16 protein-coding genes and 1 pseudogene are annotated in these 16,926 nt (G+C 60.7%); 13 read left to right on the top strand and 4 right to left on the bottom strand.

Going from position 1 to position 16,926, the window contains the following annotated elements:
- The first annotated feature begins 38 nt into the window (after positions 1-38).
- The 3 genes from FJ398_08840 (at position 39) to hflC (ending at position 3,402) form a co-directional block, all read left to right on the top strand.
- Positions 39-725: a zinc metallopeptidase gene (locus tag FJ398_08840; protein MBM3838057.1), complete on the top strand. Its 687-nt coding sequence runs from the start codon at positions 39-41 to the stop codon at positions 723-725.
- A 483-nt stretch (positions 726-1,208) separates the two neighbouring features.
- Complete coding sequence (gene hflK / locus FJ398_08835) at positions 1,209-2,447, top strand: FtsH protease activity modulator HflK (GenBank protein ID MBM3838056.1); 1,239 nt, start codon at positions 1,209-1,211, stop codon at positions 2,445-2,447.
- Positions 2,356-3,402, top strand: a complete 1,047-nt coding sequence (gene hflC / locus FJ398_08830; protein MBM3838055.1) for a protease modulator HflC — start codon at positions 2,356-2,358, stop codon at positions 3,400-3,402. The genes hflK and hflC overlap by 92 nt, the downstream gene beginning before the upstream one ends.
- On the opposite strand, the gene FJ398_08825 is transcribed toward hflC, so the two are convergent.
- Positions 3,392-3,571 (bottom strand): hypothetical protein, encoded by a 180-nt coding sequence (locus tag FJ398_08825; GenBank protein MBM3838054.1) that lies wholly within the window; start codon positions 3,569-3,571, stop codon positions 3,392-3,394. The genes hflC and FJ398_08825 overlap by 11 nt on opposite strands.
- Positions 3,572-3,600: 29 nt before the next feature.
- Between FJ398_08825 and FJ398_08820 the strand changes: the two genes are divergently transcribed.
- Together FJ398_08820 and FJ398_08815 are read left to right on the top strand one after the other, a co-directional pair.
- Entirely contained in the window at positions 3,601-5,013 is a 1,413-nt protein-coding gene (locus FJ398_08820) for an HlyC/CorC family transporter (GenBank protein ID MBM3838053.1), read from the top strand.
- A 35-nt stretch (positions 5,014-5,048) separates the two neighbouring features.
- Complete coding sequence (locus FJ398_08815; GenBank protein ID MBM3838052.1) at positions 5,049-5,702, top strand: exopolysaccharide biosynthesis protein; 654 nt, start codon at positions 5,049-5,051, stop codon at positions 5,700-5,702.
- Between the two features lie 86 nt (positions 5,703-5,788).
- On the opposite strand, the gene FJ398_08810 is transcribed toward FJ398_08815, so the two are convergent.
- Positions 5,789-6,766, bottom strand: coding sequence for a sugar phosphate isomerase/epimerase (locus FJ398_08810; GenBank protein ID MBM3838051.1), 978 nt, complete (start codon positions 6,764-6,766; stop codon positions 5,789-5,791).
- A 591-nt stretch (positions 6,767-7,357) separates the two neighbouring features.
- On the opposite strand from FJ398_08810, the gene FJ398_08805 reads away from it, so the two are divergent.
- The 5 genes from FJ398_08805 (at position 7,358) to FJ398_08785 (ending at position 12,188) form a co-directional block, all read left to right on the top strand.
- The gene (locus tag FJ398_08805) at positions 7,358-8,107 is read left to right on the top strand and encodes a hypothetical protein (GenBank protein ID MBM3838050.1); all 750 of its coding nucleotides are present in this window, start codon (positions 7,358-7,360) and stop codon (positions 8,105-8,107) included.
- Positions 8,108-8,309: 202 nt separating this feature from the next.
- Positions 8,310-10,652, top strand: a complete 2,343-nt coding sequence (locus tag FJ398_08800) for a hypothetical protein (GenBank protein MBM3838049.1) — start codon at positions 8,310-8,312, stop codon at positions 10,650-10,652.
- The gene (locus tag FJ398_08795; GenBank protein ID MBM3838048.1) at positions 10,649-11,323 is read left to right on the top strand and encodes a non-canonical purine NTP pyrophosphatase; all 675 of its coding nucleotides are present in this window, start codon (positions 10,649-10,651) and stop codon (positions 11,321-11,323) included. Before FJ398_08800 ends, FJ398_08795 begins: the two co-directional genes overlap by 4 nt.
- Before the next feature lie 109 nt (positions 11,324-11,432).
- Positions 11,433-11,804 (top strand): hypothetical protein, encoded by a 372-nt coding sequence (locus FJ398_08790; protein ID MBM3838047.1) that lies wholly within the window; start codon positions 11,433-11,435, stop codon positions 11,802-11,804.
- A gap of 45 nt (positions 11,805-11,849) precedes the next feature.
- Complete coding sequence (locus FJ398_08785) at positions 11,850-12,188, top strand: hypothetical protein (GenBank protein MBM3838046.1); 339 nt, start codon at positions 11,850-11,852, stop codon at positions 12,186-12,188.
- Positions 12,189-12,203: 15 nt separating this feature from the next.
- Here FJ398_08785 and FJ398_08780 read toward each other — a convergent pair whose 3' ends face one another.
- Entirely contained in the window at positions 12,204-12,722 is a 519-nt protein-coding gene (locus FJ398_08780; GenBank protein ID MBM3838045.1) for a hypothetical protein, read from the bottom strand.
- An 86-nt stretch (positions 12,723-12,808) separates the two neighbouring features.
- Between FJ398_08780 and FJ398_08775 the strand changes: the two genes are divergently transcribed.
- The gene (locus FJ398_08775) at positions 12,809-13,033 is read left to right on the top strand and encodes a hypothetical protein (protein ID MBM3838044.1); all 225 of its coding nucleotides are present in this window, start codon (positions 12,809-12,811) and stop codon (positions 13,031-13,033) included.
- A gap of 148 nt (positions 13,034-13,181) precedes the next feature.
- Complete coding sequence (locus tag FJ398_08770; protein MBM3838043.1) at positions 13,182-14,819, top strand: hypothetical protein; 1,638 nt, start codon at positions 13,182-13,184, stop codon at positions 14,817-14,819.
- A gap of 341 nt (positions 14,820-15,160) precedes the next feature.
- On the opposite strand, the gene FJ398_08765 is transcribed toward FJ398_08770, so the two are convergent.
- Entirely contained in the window at positions 15,161-16,549 is a 1,389-nt protein-coding gene (locus FJ398_08765; protein ID MBM3838042.1) for an IS110 family transposase, read from the bottom strand.
- On the opposite strand from FJ398_08765, the pseudogene FJ398_08760 reads away from it, so the two are divergent.
- A pseudogene (locus FJ398_08760) lies at positions 16,546-16,578 on the top strand (hypothetical protein). The gene FJ398_08765 and the pseudogene FJ398_08760 overlap by 4 nt on opposite strands.
- The last annotated feature ends 348 nt before the right edge of the window (positions 16,579-16,926 follow it).

Genomic DNA, 16,926 nt, shown 5'->3' with positions numbered 1-16,926 from the left:
AGGCCAGCGAACAACCGTAGGAAACCGAAGACATGCTTATGCTGTTGACGATCTTCATTTCAACCATGGCGATCGCCCTGCTGGCACGATGGCACGTGCGGCGGAGGTACACTCGTTTCAGCCAGGTGCCTGCCAGCGCTGGCTTCACCGGCGCGGAGGTCGCGCGCCAGATTTTGGAGGCGGCTCATATTCACGAGGTGGAGATCGTCGAGCACGAGGAACTGCTCGGCGACCATTACGACCCCATTCACAAGCGGTTGGTGCTCTCGGCGGCGAACTATCACGGTACCTCGGTGGCGGCGCTCGGTGTCGCGGCGCACGAAGCCGGGCACGCCCTTCAACATCAACAAGCCTACGCGCCCTTGCACCTGCGCATGGCCGCCGTTGGGTTGACGAACTTTGCCAGTCAGATCGTCACGTTTCTCCCGCTCTTGGGCATGGGGACAGGTCTGCTCTCCGCGCAACTCGGGCTGACGGTGATGGCCGTGGCCTGGGGCACGATCATGACGTTCAACCTCGTCACGCTGCCGGTGGAGTTTGACGCGTCGCGCCGGGCCAAGGTGCTGTTGGCGCGCATGGGCTTTATCAGCGCGGCGGCGGAGAACGCCGCCGTGAGCAAGGTGCTGAATGCGGCGGCGCTGACCTACGTGGCCGCGTTCCTCACGTCGCTGATTTACTTCCTGTTCTACCTGCTGCCGCTGCTGACCGGGCGGAGCCGAGACTAACCCGAAATGAGACGTGATCGAAGGGCTATGAGAACCAGGTTTCTTCCCAGGACCATCGAAGCGAACGTTGGGCTGACAGGCGGAAGGCAATACGTTCCGGAGCGCGCTCTGGCTTCCGCACTCGTTCTCTGGGTGCTCCACGCCCTCAACTTGCCGTTTCTGACCGGGAAGGCGCCAACATAGAGACTTTTGTATATGCGCTCGTGAAGCCGGCCAAGGTTGGCCTGACCCAAGACTGCCGATGAACGCCAAGATATCCGGTTATCTGATTCTCTACGGGGTTTTTATGATTCTCCTTGGAGGAGTTGGTTATTTATCGAACCCAGAAAAGGCGAAGACGGCGCTCATGGCTGGCGGCTCTTTCGGTGCGCTCTCGGTGGTTTGGGGAGTCCTTTGGGCACGCGGCCTGTGCTGGAGCCGGTTCGCAGCCCTGGCAACCACGATCGTGATCATTGTCGCATCTACCGGGCGCGGTATTCTTGGATGGCAAGCCGTCACCGAAGGACAATCCGAAAAGCTGTTCGCGGCCTGTTTGATTACCGTGATGCTGGCGGCTTCCATCGCAATGCTAATCGGGTTAGTGAAGTCGCTCAAACTCCGCCCAGCCGCCGTTTCGGCTCAAGCCAATCGCGCGCCGGAAAAGCCGGAACCGCCAGAGTCACACGCTCAGGAAAGACCGACCTAAACACGACCTCAAAAAAAAAGACGCATATGAGTCCCCGCTACGACGAACCGCCGTTTGAAGATCAATTGGCCCGGCAATTCGAGCAAGCCGGCCGGTTGCTCAAGAAATATCTGCCCAAAATTCTGCCGGTGGCCTTGCTCCTCGCCGCCGCCGTTTGGCTGTCCTCCGGCGTGTACGTCGTCGAGCCCGGCCACAAAGGCGTGGTCCGCACGTTTGGCAAAGAAACCGCCCGCACCGCCCCCGGCCTCAATTACCGCTATCCGTGGCCGTTTCAGAAAGTAGATGTCGTGAGCGAAGAACAGATTCGCCGCATCGAAGTCGGCTTTCGCAGCGGACAACGGGTCCAGGAAGAATCGATGATGCTCACGGGCGATGAGAACATCGTCGAGGCGCAGATGGTTGTGCAGTTTCGCGTGGCTGATCCCGGCAAGCTGCTCTTCCGCCTGCGCGATCCGGAAGGCTCCTTGCGCGCCGCCACGGAGGTCGCCCTGCGCAGTGTTGTCGGCAGCATGACCATTGACCAGGTCATGATTGAAGAACGGGCCAAGGTGCAGGAGGACACCCGCGCTTTGGTCCAGCGCCTGATGGATGATTACCAGTCGGGCCTGGTCATCACCGAGATCAAGCTTCAAGCGGCAGACCCACCCGATGCCGTGCGCGATGCCTTCCATGACGTAGTGCGGGCCCGCGAAGACAAGGAGAGGTTGATCAATCAGGCGCGGGGCTACCAGGCGGACCTCCTGCCCCGGGCGCGCGGTGAAGCCCAGAAGATTCTCCGAGAAGCCGAGGGCTACAAAGAGCAGAGGGTTCTCCTGGCTCAAGGCGAAGCCGCGCGCTTCCTGAGCGTGCTGGCTGAATACGAAAAGGCCAAGGACGTCACCCGCGACCGGCTCCACCTGGAGACGGTCGAAAAAATCCTGCCCGACAGCGACAAGGTGATTGTGGATGGCGCAGTTGGCCAGCGGTTGCTGCCACTTCTGCCCGTGGGCGCTGCGCATGGCGCGACCTTGCCTCTGCCCGCGCGGCCAACGCAATGAATCTGTGGAACGAACTGAACGAACTATGAAAACAAAACTCTTCAGCATCGGCGGCCTGATGGCCCTGGCCTTGGTCTTCGCCGTGACGCCGCAGACGTTCGTGGCGGTCAACGAAACCGAGCAAGTCATCATCACCCAGTTCGGAGAATACATCCGCACCATTCAACAACCAGGTTTGACGCTCAAGGTCCCCCTGCTCCAAACCGCCAACCGTTTCGAGCGGCGTATCCTGGCCAGCGACGCCCCCAAGACCGAATACCTCACACAGGATAAGAAACGTCTGGTGGCTGATCCCGTGACCCGCTGGCGCATCGCCGATCCACTCCAATTCTACAAGACCGTGCGTGACGAGTCCGCGGCCCGGGCTCGCTTGGATGACCTTGTGTTCAGCGAGCTGCGCCGTGAAGTCGCCAGTCACACCTTCGCCGCCGTCATCGGCGCCAAGCGGGAGACCATCGTGGATAATGTGGCCAAGGCCGTGCGCGAAAAGGCGCGCGAGTTTGGCATCGAAGTGGTGGATGTTCGCATCAAGCGAGCCGACCTGCCGGGCGAAGTCCAGCAGAGCGTCTTTGCCCGCATGCAGGCCGAGCGTGAGCGCGAAGCCAAACGCTACCGCAGCGAAGGCCAGGAAGAAGCCGCCAAGCTGATGGCTGAGACCGACAAGCAACGCACCATCGTCCTCGCCCAGGCGAAACAAGACTCTGAAAAGCTCCGCGGTGAAGGCGATGCTACGGCCACGCGTATCTACGCCGAGGCCTACGGCAAAGACCCGGAGTTCTATGGCTTTGTGCGCAGCCTCCAGGCCTACGAACAATTCCTTGGCAAACGCAGCACTCTGGTGCTGGCAGCCGATTCCGAACTCTTCCGGTACTTACCGAGCCCCCATCGTGCGACCGCCGCGCCTAAACCGGCCCCGGAACCATCCCGGGCAGCTCAACTAACTCCTAAACCGTGAAGACAACGTCCCGAACCTTGTCGGCGGGATGAATTCCCTGCTGAGAGTCGCCATCAACAAGGCGCTCCGCATTGTGGAAGCGAAGGTTGAACATCGCTGGCTCATGCGTGCGCGGCGGGTGCGTAGCAATCTCCAGGCACCAGCCAACTTTCGGAATGGACGCGGCCATGGCTGAGGTGGAATCCAAGTGCTTTGCCTATGGGCGCTGACGAAATCCTGATCACGGTGGTGCAGATTGCGGCGGTGCTGGCGCTGGTGCTGTTAAATGGTTTTTTCGTCGCCGCCGAGTTTGCGCTGGTCAAGGTCCGCGATACCCAGCTTGAGCCTCTGGTGTCCAAGGGACATCGACGCGCCCGAACCGCTCGACGCATCGTGCACAACCTGGACGCGGTCCTGAGTGCCACGCAACTTGGCATCACGCTGGCCAGCCTGGCTCTCGGATGGGTAGGCAAGCCGATCTTCGCGAGTCTCCTGGCGCCCGTGGTGAATCTACTGAACATCGGCCCGGAACAGGCCGACTGGCTGGCCTTTGCCGTCGGGTTCACGGTCATCACCTTTTTGCACATTGTCGCGGGGGAGGTTGCGCCCAAGTCCTTGGCCATTCAAAAACCGCTGCCCACTTCGTTGTGGGTCGCGTTGCCGCTCCATTGGTTCTATAAGCTCTTTTATCCCTTCATCTGGGTGTTGAACCACGCCGCCTCTTGGCTGCTGCGCCGCTGTGGAGTTGAGCCTGTGAGCGAAGGGGAACTGGCTCACTCCGACGAGGAGCTCCGGTTGATTCTGGCCCGGGGCCGCCGCCACGAAGGCGGTCCGACGCTGGGGCAGGACATCACGTTGAACGCTTTCGACTTGCGGCATCGTCGCGTGCGCGACGTGATGCATCCGCGGCAGGAAATCGTGGCTTTGGACACCGAGGCCACGATTGCTGAATGTTTGGCCCTGGCCGAGCGCACTCGTTATTCGCGCTTTCCACTGTGTGAAAGCGGCAGCCTTGATAAGACCCTTGGCGTGGTTCACTTCAAGGACTTGGTGGCCCTGCGCCACGAAGCCAAACACGGACGCGACCTGGGGCGAGTCGCCCGAAAAATCATCTTCGTTCCGGAAATCGCCCGGTTGGAAAAGCTGCTCAGCCTCTTCCTGGAGCGCAAATTGCACTTCGCGCTCGTCGTGGACGAATACGGTGGCACGGTCGGGATGGTGACCCTGGAAAACGTGCTGGAGGAACTGGTCGGTCCGATCCAGGACGAATTCGATCAGGAATTGCCGCTCGTCCGGCAGACGGGTGAGCGTGCCTGGGAACTGAGCGGAACTCTGCCTCTGCACAAGCTGGGCGAACTAACCGGCGAAAACTCCGCCGACGCCGGTGAGGCGGCCACTCTGTCGGGTCTGGTGACACATCGCCTGGGTCGGTTCCCCAAGGTGGGAGACGTGTTGGCGCTGGGCCACTGCAAATTGTGTGTGGTGGAAACGGACGGTCCACGGGTGGCGTGGCTGAAACTGACGCACCTGGCGAACGGGTTGCACGCCACCTCGCTCCGAGAGGGGGCCGACCCTGCTGAAGCGGCAGGAGGGCGGTCTCCAAGCCAAACCGTCACAACACCGCGTTCATAGGAGGACCTGATTATGCGCGTTAAGCCACCTCTTTCATGAATCCAGCCGTTGACATTGGCGCCGAGCCTGTCCGCAAGATCGCTTTCTCGCACGAACTCCAGGCTTTGATGCAACAGTTCGCTGACCGCCCCGTGCGCGTTGCGGAATTGCTGGCGGCCACGCAGGGCCGCGGCTACGACCTGTTGTTGGTGTGCATCGCACTGCCATTTTGCACCCCCGTCCCGATGCTGGGATTGTCGATGCCGTTCGGGCTCGTGGTCGCGCTCATCGGCGCGCGGCTCGCCTTGGGACAGAAGCCCTGGCTGCCGCAGCGGCTCCTCGCGCGCGAACTTCCGTCGCAATTTCTCGCCAAAGTCCTCGGCGCCGCCGCCCGCATCGTGAAACTGCTGGAGTGTGTCTTGCGCCCACGCCTGGTGTTCTTGCACGAGACACTGGTATTTCGCCGCATGGCGGGCGCCCTCATCATGCTCTCCGGAGTATTTCTGCTCCTGCCGCTGCCGGTGCCATTCAGCAATTCGCTGCCTGCTCTCACCGTTCTGCTGCTCGCCGCGGGCGCACTGGAACGAGATGGACTCTGTTTTGTGGCCGGGTGCGCGTTCTTTACTGTTACGGCCGGGTTTTTCCTCTTGTTGGCCGTAGGCGGCATGCAGACGGTGGAAATGCTTCGAGAGGCACTGACGGCTGAATAAACAACCGGAGGTTTAACAGATACGGCCGGCAGCCGGCACGCGCGAGCGCGCGCGTGCTCCCCACTTCCAATTGAAATCGTTCCGGGTCAGACCAGCGCATCTCGGCAATACTCGATGGTGCGGGCGATTTCTTTCATGCGATCCGAACCGGCGGGAATCTTGTATTCGAATTCGATTGTGGCCTGTATGTTCCACTTCTTGTCGCGGATCAGGCGCAGGAGGTCTTTGATCGGCGTGTCCCCTTCGCCGAACGGCGTGTTCGGTCCGTTGTTCAGCTTCCGGTCTTTCACGTGAACGTGCGTCACGCGTTCGTGGTGCTCATGGATGAAAGCGGCGGGCGAAACATTGTTGCCGGCCACGAAGTGTCCAAGATCGACGTTCGCGCCGTTGTATTTCGCGAGAGCAAAGGCCCGCTCCCAATGTTCGGGCTTGGTGCTGGCGTGGCCGTGGAGTCCCACCATGAGCCGATGCTTGTCGGCAAACTGGCCAACGCGTTTGAGGTCTGCGTCCCGGTTCACGATCTCGGTCGAAATCGCCCGTCCGCCCAGCGTCTTGGCGAGGGTAAAGACGTAATCCAACTCGTCCTCCGACATCTGGAAGAGTCCATCCACCTTGACGATCTCGATCAGAACTCCGGCATCCTCGTACTTCTTGCGAAACTCCTTCGCGCGGTCCACGGAAACGGATTTGCGCCATTTCGACAGATGCTCGGCTCGGACCGCGGGACTAGGAGCATCAGCGGTTTTTTTCGGAAAGATGAGATCGGCCTGGGCGCCGAGGAAAGTTTCGACGGGTTGTGTTCTCAACTCGACCGCGCTGAGGCCGAGCTGGATACAGTTCTTGAGGATGTCGTCGCCGCTCATGGCGCCGTTGGCAAAGCTGTAAGGCACGTTCAACCCCACCTGCACGCCGGCGAACTTTGAGTTGGGCTTCCCGTGCGGAGTCTCGGCGCCGCCCAGCGGATTCAGGGTTGCCAGCAGTCCCACGCCCGGCAATACAGCCAACGACCGTTTGGCGAATTCACGTCGCGAGCACCGCGCCGCGCCGGGCTTTTGGTTTTGGATGTCTAGCGCCGGAATCAAGTTTCGGTTTTCGTCAGGATTCATGCCGGTGATCTTAGGTCGCCACCACCGAAGGGAAAGTGCCTTTTTCGGATCTTCGCCATTTTCAGTGGCGGCGCTTGTGGATTTCAGAACGTCACCGTTCCCCTCACCCTGTCCCTCTCCCCTCCGGGAGAGAATTCTCCGATCAAAGGTTCGCGCATTGAACCCCTGAATCGGTCTTTTTTGACCACCGATTTCGCGGATTTCGCGGATGCCGAAGCGCCTTTATCCGTGTGATCCGTGTAATCCGTGGTTGAATCAGGTTCGTGAGGAGGGCTGGAGTGGGAAGGTGACCTCAGAGACCCCAGGAACCGAGGGTCTGCGAGGAAACGCCTTTGCAAAGATTCCCCGGCGCTTGCTGAATAGGGTTTGAAAAAGAGTGTTGAATCGGCAAGCTCCCGGTCCATGACATCCGTTCCTGTCGAGGGCTTGATTCGTCCGCCTGCCGATTGACCCCAAACTTTGCTCCCCCTCTCCTGCAAACCGATGAACCCGGCCTCACACGCGCCCAACTCAATTCAACAGGGCTGGTGGCTGAGCGCCTCCATTGCCATGGCCGTCCTGGCATTCGCGAGCCTGGTTTTGAGTTCGTGTTCCACGCTGACCCGAACGGTCGTTGCCCCGCCGGAAATCGAAGGCGCGACTTTCGTGGGCAACCAGTCGTGCGCGGATTGCCACACGAACATTTCGAGGATCTTCCCCGCCAGTCCGCACGGGCGCTTCTACAAAGACGATTTGAAATGGGCGAGCCTCGCGGGCTGCGAATCCTGCCACGGTCCGGGCAGCAAACACGTCGCGGCCGGAGGGGGCCGGGGCAAGTTCATCGTCAATCCGGGCAAGGACGCCGCAAGCTGCTATCAGTGTCACCTCGAAGTTCACGCCGAATTCAAACTGCCGCACCACCATCCGGTCGTGGAAAACCGCATGAACTGTGTGGATTGCCATGACCCGCACGGGCGCGACATCCGAAAGCCTGCGGGCGGGCTGGCGATGGCGCAGTTGAATCAATCGTGCGCGCAATGCCATCGCGAGCAGGCGCGGCCCTTCGCGTTCGAGCATGAGGCGCTGCGCGAAGGCTGCACGACTTGCCACAATCCACACGGCTCGATCAACCAGAAGCTGCTCGTGGAACGGGACAACAACCTTTGCCTGAAATGCCATGCGCAGGTCCAGGCCGCGGCGGGGCAGATCGTGATCGGGAAGCTGGATCACTCCAGTTTCGTGCGACGCGGCGCGTGTTGGTCGTCCGGGTGCCACACGGCGGTACACGGGTCGAACATCAGCCCGCGGATGTTGTATTGATTCTTGAATCGGTCGCGTGAGAACTCAATTTGCGAGAACTGATCCTGGCCCGGCAGCCAAGGTATGGCAGGCTTCCAGCCTGCCTGTATCGCGCATTTTGCGACGCATCCTTTGGGGCAAGCTGGAAGCCTGCCCTGCCTTGGCGCGGCGAGTTTGCCGTACGGTTTTAGCTTTCGTAATCCTCCTGCGCCTTGACGGTGCGCTGAATGGAGCGGAAATCGACGTCAGCAAACTTCCGCCGCCCGCGCCAACCCGGGTGGATTTCGACCGCGACATCAAGCCCATCTTCCAGGCCACGTGCTTCCGCTGCCACGGCCCGGAGCGGCCCAAGAGCAGCTTCCGCCTCGATAATCGCCAGGACGCGCTCAAGGGCGGCGACAACGGCGTGGCGATTGTTCCCGGCGACAGCGCCAAAAGTCCGCTCATTCACTTCGTCGCGGGCCTGGACGAAGACCTGCCGATGCCGCCCAAAGGCAAAGGCGAACCTTTGACCCCGGCGCAAATCGGGTTGTTGCGCGCCTGGATCGATCAAGGCGCCAAATGGCCGGAAGGAAAGCCGGCCAGCACGCTCTCGTTTTCCATTTCCCCATCCGTGCGCTGGGTCACAGTGAGCGGCAACGAGCAGAAGTTTCGCGAGGATTGGTGGCAAAAGGAAGGTTTCACGCGCGGGCTCGAACACTTTGAATTTCGGGAGCAGGTCGGCAAGGATGCCGAACTGGTCGTCGAAGGCCGCGCGATGTATGAGGAGGATTACCGGCTTTCGCTCCGGCTTTCCAAGCGCGACCTCGGCTTCATTCGCGCCGGCTACTCGGAGTATCGGAAATCCTTCGACGATTCCGGCGGATACCACAGCGCGTTTGATCCGCCTTCCTATCGCCTGGGCCGCGACCTGGAACTTGACCTCGGCACGGCCTGGGTCGATGTCGGGCTCACGCTGCCGAAATGGCCGCGCCTGACGCTCGGTTACGAACACCGGTTCAAGGATGGCACGAAGTCAGCCCTGCAATGGAGCGCGGTGGGCACGGATCCGGACGCGCGCGCGATTTATCCGTCCGCGAAACAGATCGACGAAACCGTCGATATCATCAAATTCGACCTGAGCCACGAGATCCGGGGGGTGCTCATCGAAGACAACTTTCGCGGCGAGTTCTACAAACTGCGGTCTCAGCGTGAGAGCCTGGAATTCTTCACGGGGGTGACGGCGGTCCCGGACAGCCTCACGCAGTACCGCGACCGCACGGAATATTTCCAGGGCGCCAACGCGTTCCGATTGGAGAAACAGCTCCGGGATTGGCTGCTCCTTTCGGGCGGCTACCTCTACACGCGCCTGGACGGAGACGCCGCCTTTGCGCTCGAATCCTTTTTCCCAACCGATCCGACAGCGCCCCCGTTTCTGGGAGATTTCACCGATCAAATCGTGCTGGATCGGGAGTCGCACATCTTCAACGGCAACACGAGGCTCGGCCCTTGGGAAGGATTGACCTTCACGGCCGGCGTTCAGAACGAATGGACGCGGCAACGGGGCTTTGGCCATGCCATGACCCTGGGCGGCTTTCCGACCCTCCTCAATTCCGACCTCGACAAGATGGCAGTCGAGGAAGATTTCGGCCTGCGCTACACGAGAATTCCATTCACGGTTTTGTTTGCTGACGCGCGCTTTCAACAGGAACGCGTCGGTCACTTCGAGCAAAACCTCGTCGAGGACCGCCGCGGCGACGCGAATGATTTCCTGCGCGACACAGATGCTTCGAATGACCTCAAGGATGTGCGCGCCGGGTTTAACCTTTCGCCGTGGACGAAGGTCAATCTGGTTTCCAGCTATCGCCATCGCATTCGGGAAAACGACTTCGATCACCTGACGGACACGGATCAATCCAATCCGGCCCGCCCGCCGTTTGGCGTTCCTGGAAATGGATACCCAGCCTTTATTCTGGCGCGCGACACGGTAAGCGACGAAGTCGAGGCCAAGTTGGTCCTGCACGCGGCTTCATGGCTCAAAACGAGCCTGAAGTATCAACTCACTGCGACGGAATACACGACAGCGACCGCTCCCAGCATCACGGCCTTCCCCCGCGTGCAACAGCCCGGCGGCGAAATCCTCGCCGGGAATTACGACGCCAATTCCTACAGCTTGAACACGACCTTGACCCCGTGGCGCCGGCTTTATCTCTCCGCGACTTTCCTCTACAGCGATTCGCGGTTGGTCAGCGGCGTGAACAACGGAACCAGCCTGGTGCCCTATGCGGGCGACGTTTACAGCGTGCTGTCGAGCGCGAACTTCGCGTTGAACGACGCCACCGATCTCCACGCCTCCTATTCTTTCTCGCGAGCGGACTACGCCCAGGCCAATGAACCAGATGGCCTGCCGCTGGGCATCGTCTATGATCGCCACGGATTGGTGGCCGGAATCCGGCGTCAGTTCAAGAACAAGGTTTCGACCAACCTCCAATATGGCTTCTTCCGCTACCGCGAGCCCACGGCAGGCCGCGGAAACGACTACACGGCCCACGCGGTGTTCGCGACCGTCAACGTGGTGTTGCGGTGAAGACGTTCCTCCTTTCCACGCGCAACGCCCACAAGGTGGCTGAAATCCGCGCGCTCCTTGGAGATGCGTTCGAGTATTTGACTCTCGCCGATTTCCCGGAAGCGCCGACGGTGAAGGAGGACGCGGATACTTTTGCAGGGAATGCGGCCAAGAAGGCGGTCGAACTTGCGGCATGGGTGAGCCGCCAAGGAATCTCAACTCTCAAATCTCAAATCTCAGATCTCTGGGTGCTGGCGGATGATTCGGGTTTGGAGGTGGATGCGATCGGGGGCGCGCCAGGCGTGCATTCCGCGCGGTTCGCGGCGCTGGATCAAGGCGCGCCCGGCAATTCGCCCGATGCGGCCAACAATGCCAAGCTTCTGCGCTTGCTGGACGGCGTGCCGTGGGAAAAGCGGACGGCTCGATTCCGCTGCGTGATTGCCATCGTCGCCGTTCGAACGTTAGCAATCGCCACCACGGATCGAAGTTCAGTGGATGTTCAAGGATTTCAAGGAACGTGCGAAGGACGCATCGGCCTTGCTCCTCGCGGCGATGCCGGCTTCGGCTACGATCCCTTGTTCGTTCCCGACGGTTTTGCACAAACTTTCGCCGAACTGGGCGAAGACACGAAGAACCAGATCAGTCATCGGGCGAAAGCGCTGCTGAAACTGCGGCAGTGGCTGAAAACGTAGGACAGGTTTCCAGCCTGCAGTTCGAGAAGCGGCCTTGGCTGGCCGGGAACTTCCAGGAACGGTTCCTGTTCCGCCAAGTTTGGAGTGCGCCAGTCTTCTGGCGCTTCCCATGAACCGTTCCCTCCGGACCGTGGCCTTTAGGCCGCTTCAACGCTGGACTCCGGAGAGTGCGCGGAAGCAGCCTGAAGGCTGCGGTCCGCACGGTTTTCGGTTCAAGGGTCATGTGCATGGCGCCGCGGCCATGGCAGCTTCCCATGAACCGCGTTCCACTCGATTCCACTGCGTCCCCGACTTTACTCAGCGGTCGAAAGCGCAATTTCAGGGACGCGGTGGAACGCGTCCTTTACCAGTTTCATGGGCCGTGCGCACCGTAGAAGCCTCCAAGACGCGGACGCGTCCACGCTCGCTCCTGTCAGTCCAATCCGCGACGCGCGCCGGTTACTCCGCTTTCGCCCAGGTCATCTCCAACTGCCGAATATAATCCTTCACCACTTTTCCGGACCCATCCAACAGCTCGATCTTCAGCGTGTCCACTTTGACGATGTTGCCCGGAGTCTTGGCTTCGGGCGCAACTCCCGGCTGGCGGCTTGGCCGCAGCCTGGGTCGCCACTTCGGTTTTGGCTTTTTGCTCCGCAACGCGAGCTTCCGCCGCGCGAACCCTGGCTTCCTCTCGCGCCATTTGTTCGGCCACACGCTTTTCTTCGGCCAACCGCCGGGCCTCGGCCTCGGCCTTCAACCGCGCCTCGTCACGGGCTTTTCGGTCTGCTTCGAACCGCGCGCTTTTCTCCGCCAGGAGGCGGGCTTCTTCCTCCGCTTTCTGACACTCTCTCGCTTCGGCTTCTGCCTTCGCACGGGCGGCCTCTGAGGTTTTGGCTTCCTCTCAAGCCTTCTCCTCACTTTCCCGCCGGGGGACGAGAGCGAGTTGCACAGGTTTAGCGTCCGCGTTGCCCCACTTGATGGTTTTGAGGAAAGGAATGCTGCTCAAAATGGCCGTGCCGGATCGGTTCAGCACCAGGATGCGCAGGCTATCGGTGGTGAACTGCGGAGGCACTCCGGGCTCGTCGTTGAAATACTTCACTTTGATCGAGATGAGCGCTTTGCCGATCCCGATGGCCGCGGGGTCCGCGCCGAACCAGGCCGTGACGCCTTTCTGTCCTTTTTTCTCAATCACGGGAATGACCAACGCGGTCGGGCCGCCAAACCCGTCGTAGCCGCAATCCATGGTGAGGACGGCTTCGGTGCCATCAGCGCTTTGGCTGGTGATCCGAAGGTTGGTAACTCCCGTGCTGGGACGGCCTTGAAAAGGACCGGGCTGAGTCAGGACCGGTTGCCCGACGAGCGAGTTAAGGGTCAGGCCGAGCGCCAGCAGAACCGTCGAGAGGCTTCGCAAGAGATTCATATTTCTCCGCAGTCGAGCGTGGAAGCGGCCTAAAGGCCACGGTCCGGGAGACGGGTTCATGGGTCGATCAACAGGGCAACTGCTGGGTGGCCAATCGCGTCACGGGCAGCGTGGTCAAGATCGGCCTGCTGGAGAACGGCCAGGTTGCGGATCGCAACAAGAACGGCGTCATCGGTACGTCTCGCGACGCCAATGGAGACGGAAGCATCAGCGGCAGCGAATTGCTGGCGTGGGGCCAGGACGAATGCGTGTTGGCCGAGATTATCCTTCTGCCGGGGAAGGAAGGAACTTTTGTGCCCGGCGCAGTATAATCGTACCCCGGTCCCAGAACGCGACTAAAGTTCCTCTCCCCGCAGCCGATTATAGAATCGGCGTGAATGGAAACGGGCGGCTTAAAGCGCAGAACGACGATTGGAACTCTTTCTTTCAGGATTAGCATCCGGGTTTGATTGGAAGTCGATGGTGGAGCAACTGGCGGATGTCCAGCGGGCTCCGCAGCGGCGTCTTCGCGCGGATCAATCGAACCTCAACCGCGTCAGCGAAGCGCTGGGCGCCCTGGCGAAAGAGATGGAAAGTCTCTTGGGCAAAGCCAAGGCGCTGAAAGACGCCCAACTGTATCACACTCGCGGTGTTGTTTCCACGGACAGCCATGTCGCCACCGCGAGTGTAGCGTCGAGCGCTTCCACCGGGACTTACCTCTTCAACTTCTCTCAACTGGCCACGGCTGCTTCGCAGCGTGGCGGCCTCAATGTTGGGCAAGGACTGGACGCCGACGCTGATCTAACTTCGGGCGCCGCCGGCTTTGGAGTTCAGGTTTCCTCAGGCCGCTTCACCATCAATGGCCAGCAGATCGACGTCCAGGCTGGCGACTCGCTCAACGATATCCTGGGCCGGATCGCGACGCAGACGGGACTCACGGCCAATTACGATTCAGGCACGGACAAAATCACGCTTTCGGATGCGGGCGGAAGCCCAATCACCTTGGGCAGCGCCGCGGACACGAGCAACTTCCTTCAAGCGGCCCGGTTGTCCAACAACGGGACGAGCACAGTCGCCAGCAGCCAGGCGCTCGGCACCATCAACACCTCGGCCACGCTGGCTTCCGCCCGGTTCAACACCGCGATCAGTTCCGGCACGTTTGAGATCAACGGCGTCGCATTCACGATTGACGCCGCGACAGACACCGTCGCCGACGTCCTCAACCGGATCAACCAATCCGCCGCGGGCGTGATCGCGAGTTATGACTCGATCAACGACCGCTTTACGCTGGCTAACAAAACGACCGGAGACATCGGCATCGCGTTGACCGAAGGCATGAGCAATTTTCTGTCGGCGGCGAAACTCACTTCGTCCTCCGGCGGCGCGTTGGTGAACGGGCAGGACGCCGTGTTCACCGTCAACGGAGGCGCGTCGCTGACCAGCCGCACGAACACATTCGGGAAAGAGAGCCACGGGATCGAAGGATTGACCGTGACGGCTCTCACCGTCGGGAGCGCCACGGTCAACGTCTCAAACGACACCGCGCCGCTCAAACAGGCGATCACGGAATTCATCGACCAATACAACAAAGTTCAGAGCCTCATCTCGGTGCAGACCGCGAGTTCCACCGACGCGAAAGGCGCGGTGACAGCGAGCTTGCTGGCTTCGGATCTGCAAGTGACGGAAAGCGCCCGGAAATTCCGCAGCCTGGCCGCTTCGGATGCGTCCGGGTTGGATTCCGCGCTGAAGCGGCTGGAATCGCTGGGTTACGAGACAGACGGGTATTCCAACACGATTTCCCTCGCGAACTCCGGCGCGCTCGAAAACGCACTCGCGAATTCCATGTCGGATGTCCAGGCGCTTTTCGGCGACGCCACGAATGGCATCGCGTCTCGAATCGGCAATTACCTCGAAGGGCTGGTCGGCACGGACGGCTCGATGCTGCGGCACCGCGATGCCGTCGCGAGCCAGGCCTCGCGAATCGATGAACAACTGGGAAAGATGGAGCGCGCGGTCCTGGCGAGCCAGGAAACGTTGTTCGAGAGTTTTCGCCGGTGGAGCAGACCCTGGCGCAGATCAACCGCCAGGCAGCCTTCTTCAACCAACGCTTTGGCGTGACATGATCGTCCGGTAGGCCTGCGCTGCCGCGCAGCCGATCCTGCGTCGTCTCACCATCGGTTGGGCACAGCCCCGCATGTAGTCTCGGCTTCTGCTGGCCAACGGCCAAGCCGGCTCAAAGCCGAGACTACGGGCGAATCGCGGCGCCGCAACCGCAGCCAAACTGAGAATTTCTTCCCTTACTGTGCAGACCGTGGGATTGACGACAGATCGACCGGAGAACCGTAGCGCAGATTTTCAATCTGCGGTATCGCCGATTTCCAATCGGCAGGGCGCCGGCAAGTCCCAGCGGGCTCGGACTGGGAGAGGCCCCGCAGAATACAATTCTTCCAAGTAACTTCTTAGCCAGCCATCGGTCTTTTAACCAGTTCATAACCCAGTTCTGCAGCTTGTTTGGTCACTCGGCTGAGGCGGATCCGATGCAGTTTTTCCTCATAGATCAATCGATCCACGTCAATGTAATCTTCCTTGTATTTGAGCAAATGATAGATCAGCACCGCCAGTTTGCGGGCCGTGGCGGTGTTGGCCCCCGCCGGGCCCAACCGAGCGCGCATCCGTCGATGGAAGCTCCCCAGCCAAGTGTCCGAACGCCCCACCGCCGGCGCGACCGCGCGCAACAGAATAGCGACCCGGTTGACCACCGGCGGAGTGCGGCTGCTCAAGACCTTGCCCCCGCTGATCTTGTTGCCCGGACACAGCCCCAGCCAGGAGCAGAAGGCCTTGACGCTGCGCCAGCGGCTCATATCCAGGCCAATCTCCGACAGAATGATCAGCACCCCCAGCACGTTCAACCCGATGATCTGCGTCAAATCCACCCCACAAATCCGCTGCAGTTCCGGACCCAAATCCTTCTGCAGGCCGGTCCCGGCTTTGCCCGGCTTAAAGGCCTTCTTTTTCCGGGGCTTCTCGGCCCCCGGCGGATTCTTCGGCGCCGGTTCTTGCGGCGGCGTCACCTCCGGGATCACCACCAGGGCCAGCGTGCGCTCGATTTCCCGATCACACCCTTGGATTTGATCAGCCAGATGCTGGTAAGTCTCCCGGGCTTGCTTCAAGACAAACAAATGCTCCGCCCGCCAATCCCCCACCAACGCCGCTTCCAGTTCTTCGGGCGTGGTCTTGTGGCATTTTTCATCGCGCAACTCGACCAGCTTCTTGGGATCCCGCTGCCCGGCCAGGATCGCATCCACAATCCTCAATCCGGTCTGGCCGTCCAGATCGCTCACGGCGTGATGCAAGTGCACGTTCATTTGCTGGAGCGCCTGCTGCATGTGTTGGACGGCTCGCCCCGCACTGTGGCCCAGGTTCTCCCGATGCCGCATCAGACTGCGCAAGGCACAAATATCCTGCGTGGGCCGAAACGATCCGTTGAGCAAGCCATAGCTGTGCAACTGCTGCAGCCACTGACAGTCTTTGAGGTCGGTCTTGCGTCCGGGCACATACTTCAAATGTTTGGCGTTGACCAACACCACTTCGATCCCCGCCGCCTCCAGCTTCTGGGCCAAGGCAATCCAGAACACTCCCGTCGATTCCATCGCCACGGTCTTAACTCCGCACTCCTGCAACCACTCGACCAACTGGTCCAGATCACGCGTGAACGCCCCAAACGCACGCACATTCGACTCCCTCTCCAGCACTGCGTCTTCGGGAACACAGACCCAATGCTCGACCGAGCCGATATCAATCCCCGCCGCGTGCGGGTTGATCACCGGCAGCTTGGCGGCCGGACGGATCGGTCCGCCCTGCGGCGAGAATTTCTTGAGCGAACGAGCGGCTTTAACTCTTTTGGCTTTCATGGTTGGGACCAGGTGGTTGGCAGGTTTAACTCCGACCCCAACGGCCGTTGCACCTCTAGGTTGCATTCTTCCAAACGGGATAACAGCCCTTCCCGAAAAGCCCAGGACTGTTTCGCCAATGTTCTCATCGCCGTGCAAAGGAACCAGGCTGCGATTCGGGCTCGAAACGCACCAAGATTTGATCGGTCTTAGTGGTCCGTTTCGTAAATACGCTCACGTTCGTTGCGCCCAATTTGGCCTGGGGCAAGGCGCGACGAGCGAGCATCCCCCGCCAGTGGGGCTGTGACCGAGGAGCAACGCAGCCCCAGGCAAAA

It is taken from the genome of Verrucomicrobiota bacterium (assembly GCA_016871535.1).
GTDB lineage: Bacteria > Verrucomicrobiota > Verrucomicrobiia > Limisphaerales > SIBE01 > VHCZ01.
The sequence above is the reverse complement of the archived record's forward strand: the minus strand, read 5'-3'. Positions and strand labels throughout refer to the sequence as shown.

Coding starts and splice junctions, on each gene's coding strand:
- FJ398_08820 (MBM3838053.1), top strand. CDS start 3,601: ATGGGCGCTGACGAAATCCTGATCACGGTGGTGCAGATTGCGGCGGTG.
- hflC (MBM3838055.1), top strand. CDS start 2,356: ATGGCGCAGTTGGCCAGCGGTTGCTGCCACTTCTGCCCGTGGGCGCTG.
- FJ398_08770 (MBM3838043.1), top strand. CDS start 13,182: ATGGTGGAGCAACTGGCGGATGTCCAGCGGGCTCCGCAGCGGCGTCTT.
- FJ398_08780 (MBM3838045.1), bottom strand. CDS start 12,722: ATGAATCTCTTGCGAAGCCTCTCGACGGTTCTGCTGGCGCTCGGCCTG.
- FJ398_08840 (MBM3838057.1), top strand. CDS start 39: ATGCTGTTGACGATCTTCATTTCAACCATGGCGATCGCCCTGCTGGCA.
- FJ398_08790 (MBM3838047.1), top strand. CDS start 11,433: ATGAACCGTTCCCTCCGGACCGTGGCCTTTAGGCCGCTTCAACGCTGG.
- FJ398_08805 (MBM3838050.1), top strand. CDS start 7,358: ATGGCCGTCCTGGCATTCGCGAGCCTGGTTTTGAGTTCGTGTTCCACG.
- hflK (MBM3838056.1), top strand. CDS start 1,209: ATGGCAAGCCGTCACCGAAGGACAATCCGAAAAGCTGTTCGCGGCCTG.
- FJ398_08815 (MBM3838052.1), top strand. CDS start 5,049: ATGAATCCAGCCGTTGACATTGGCGCCGAGCCTGTCCGCAAGATCGCT.
- FJ398_08825 (MBM3838054.1), bottom strand. CDS start 3,571: ATGGCCGCGTCCATTCCGAAAGTTGGCTGGTGCCTGGAGATTGCTACG.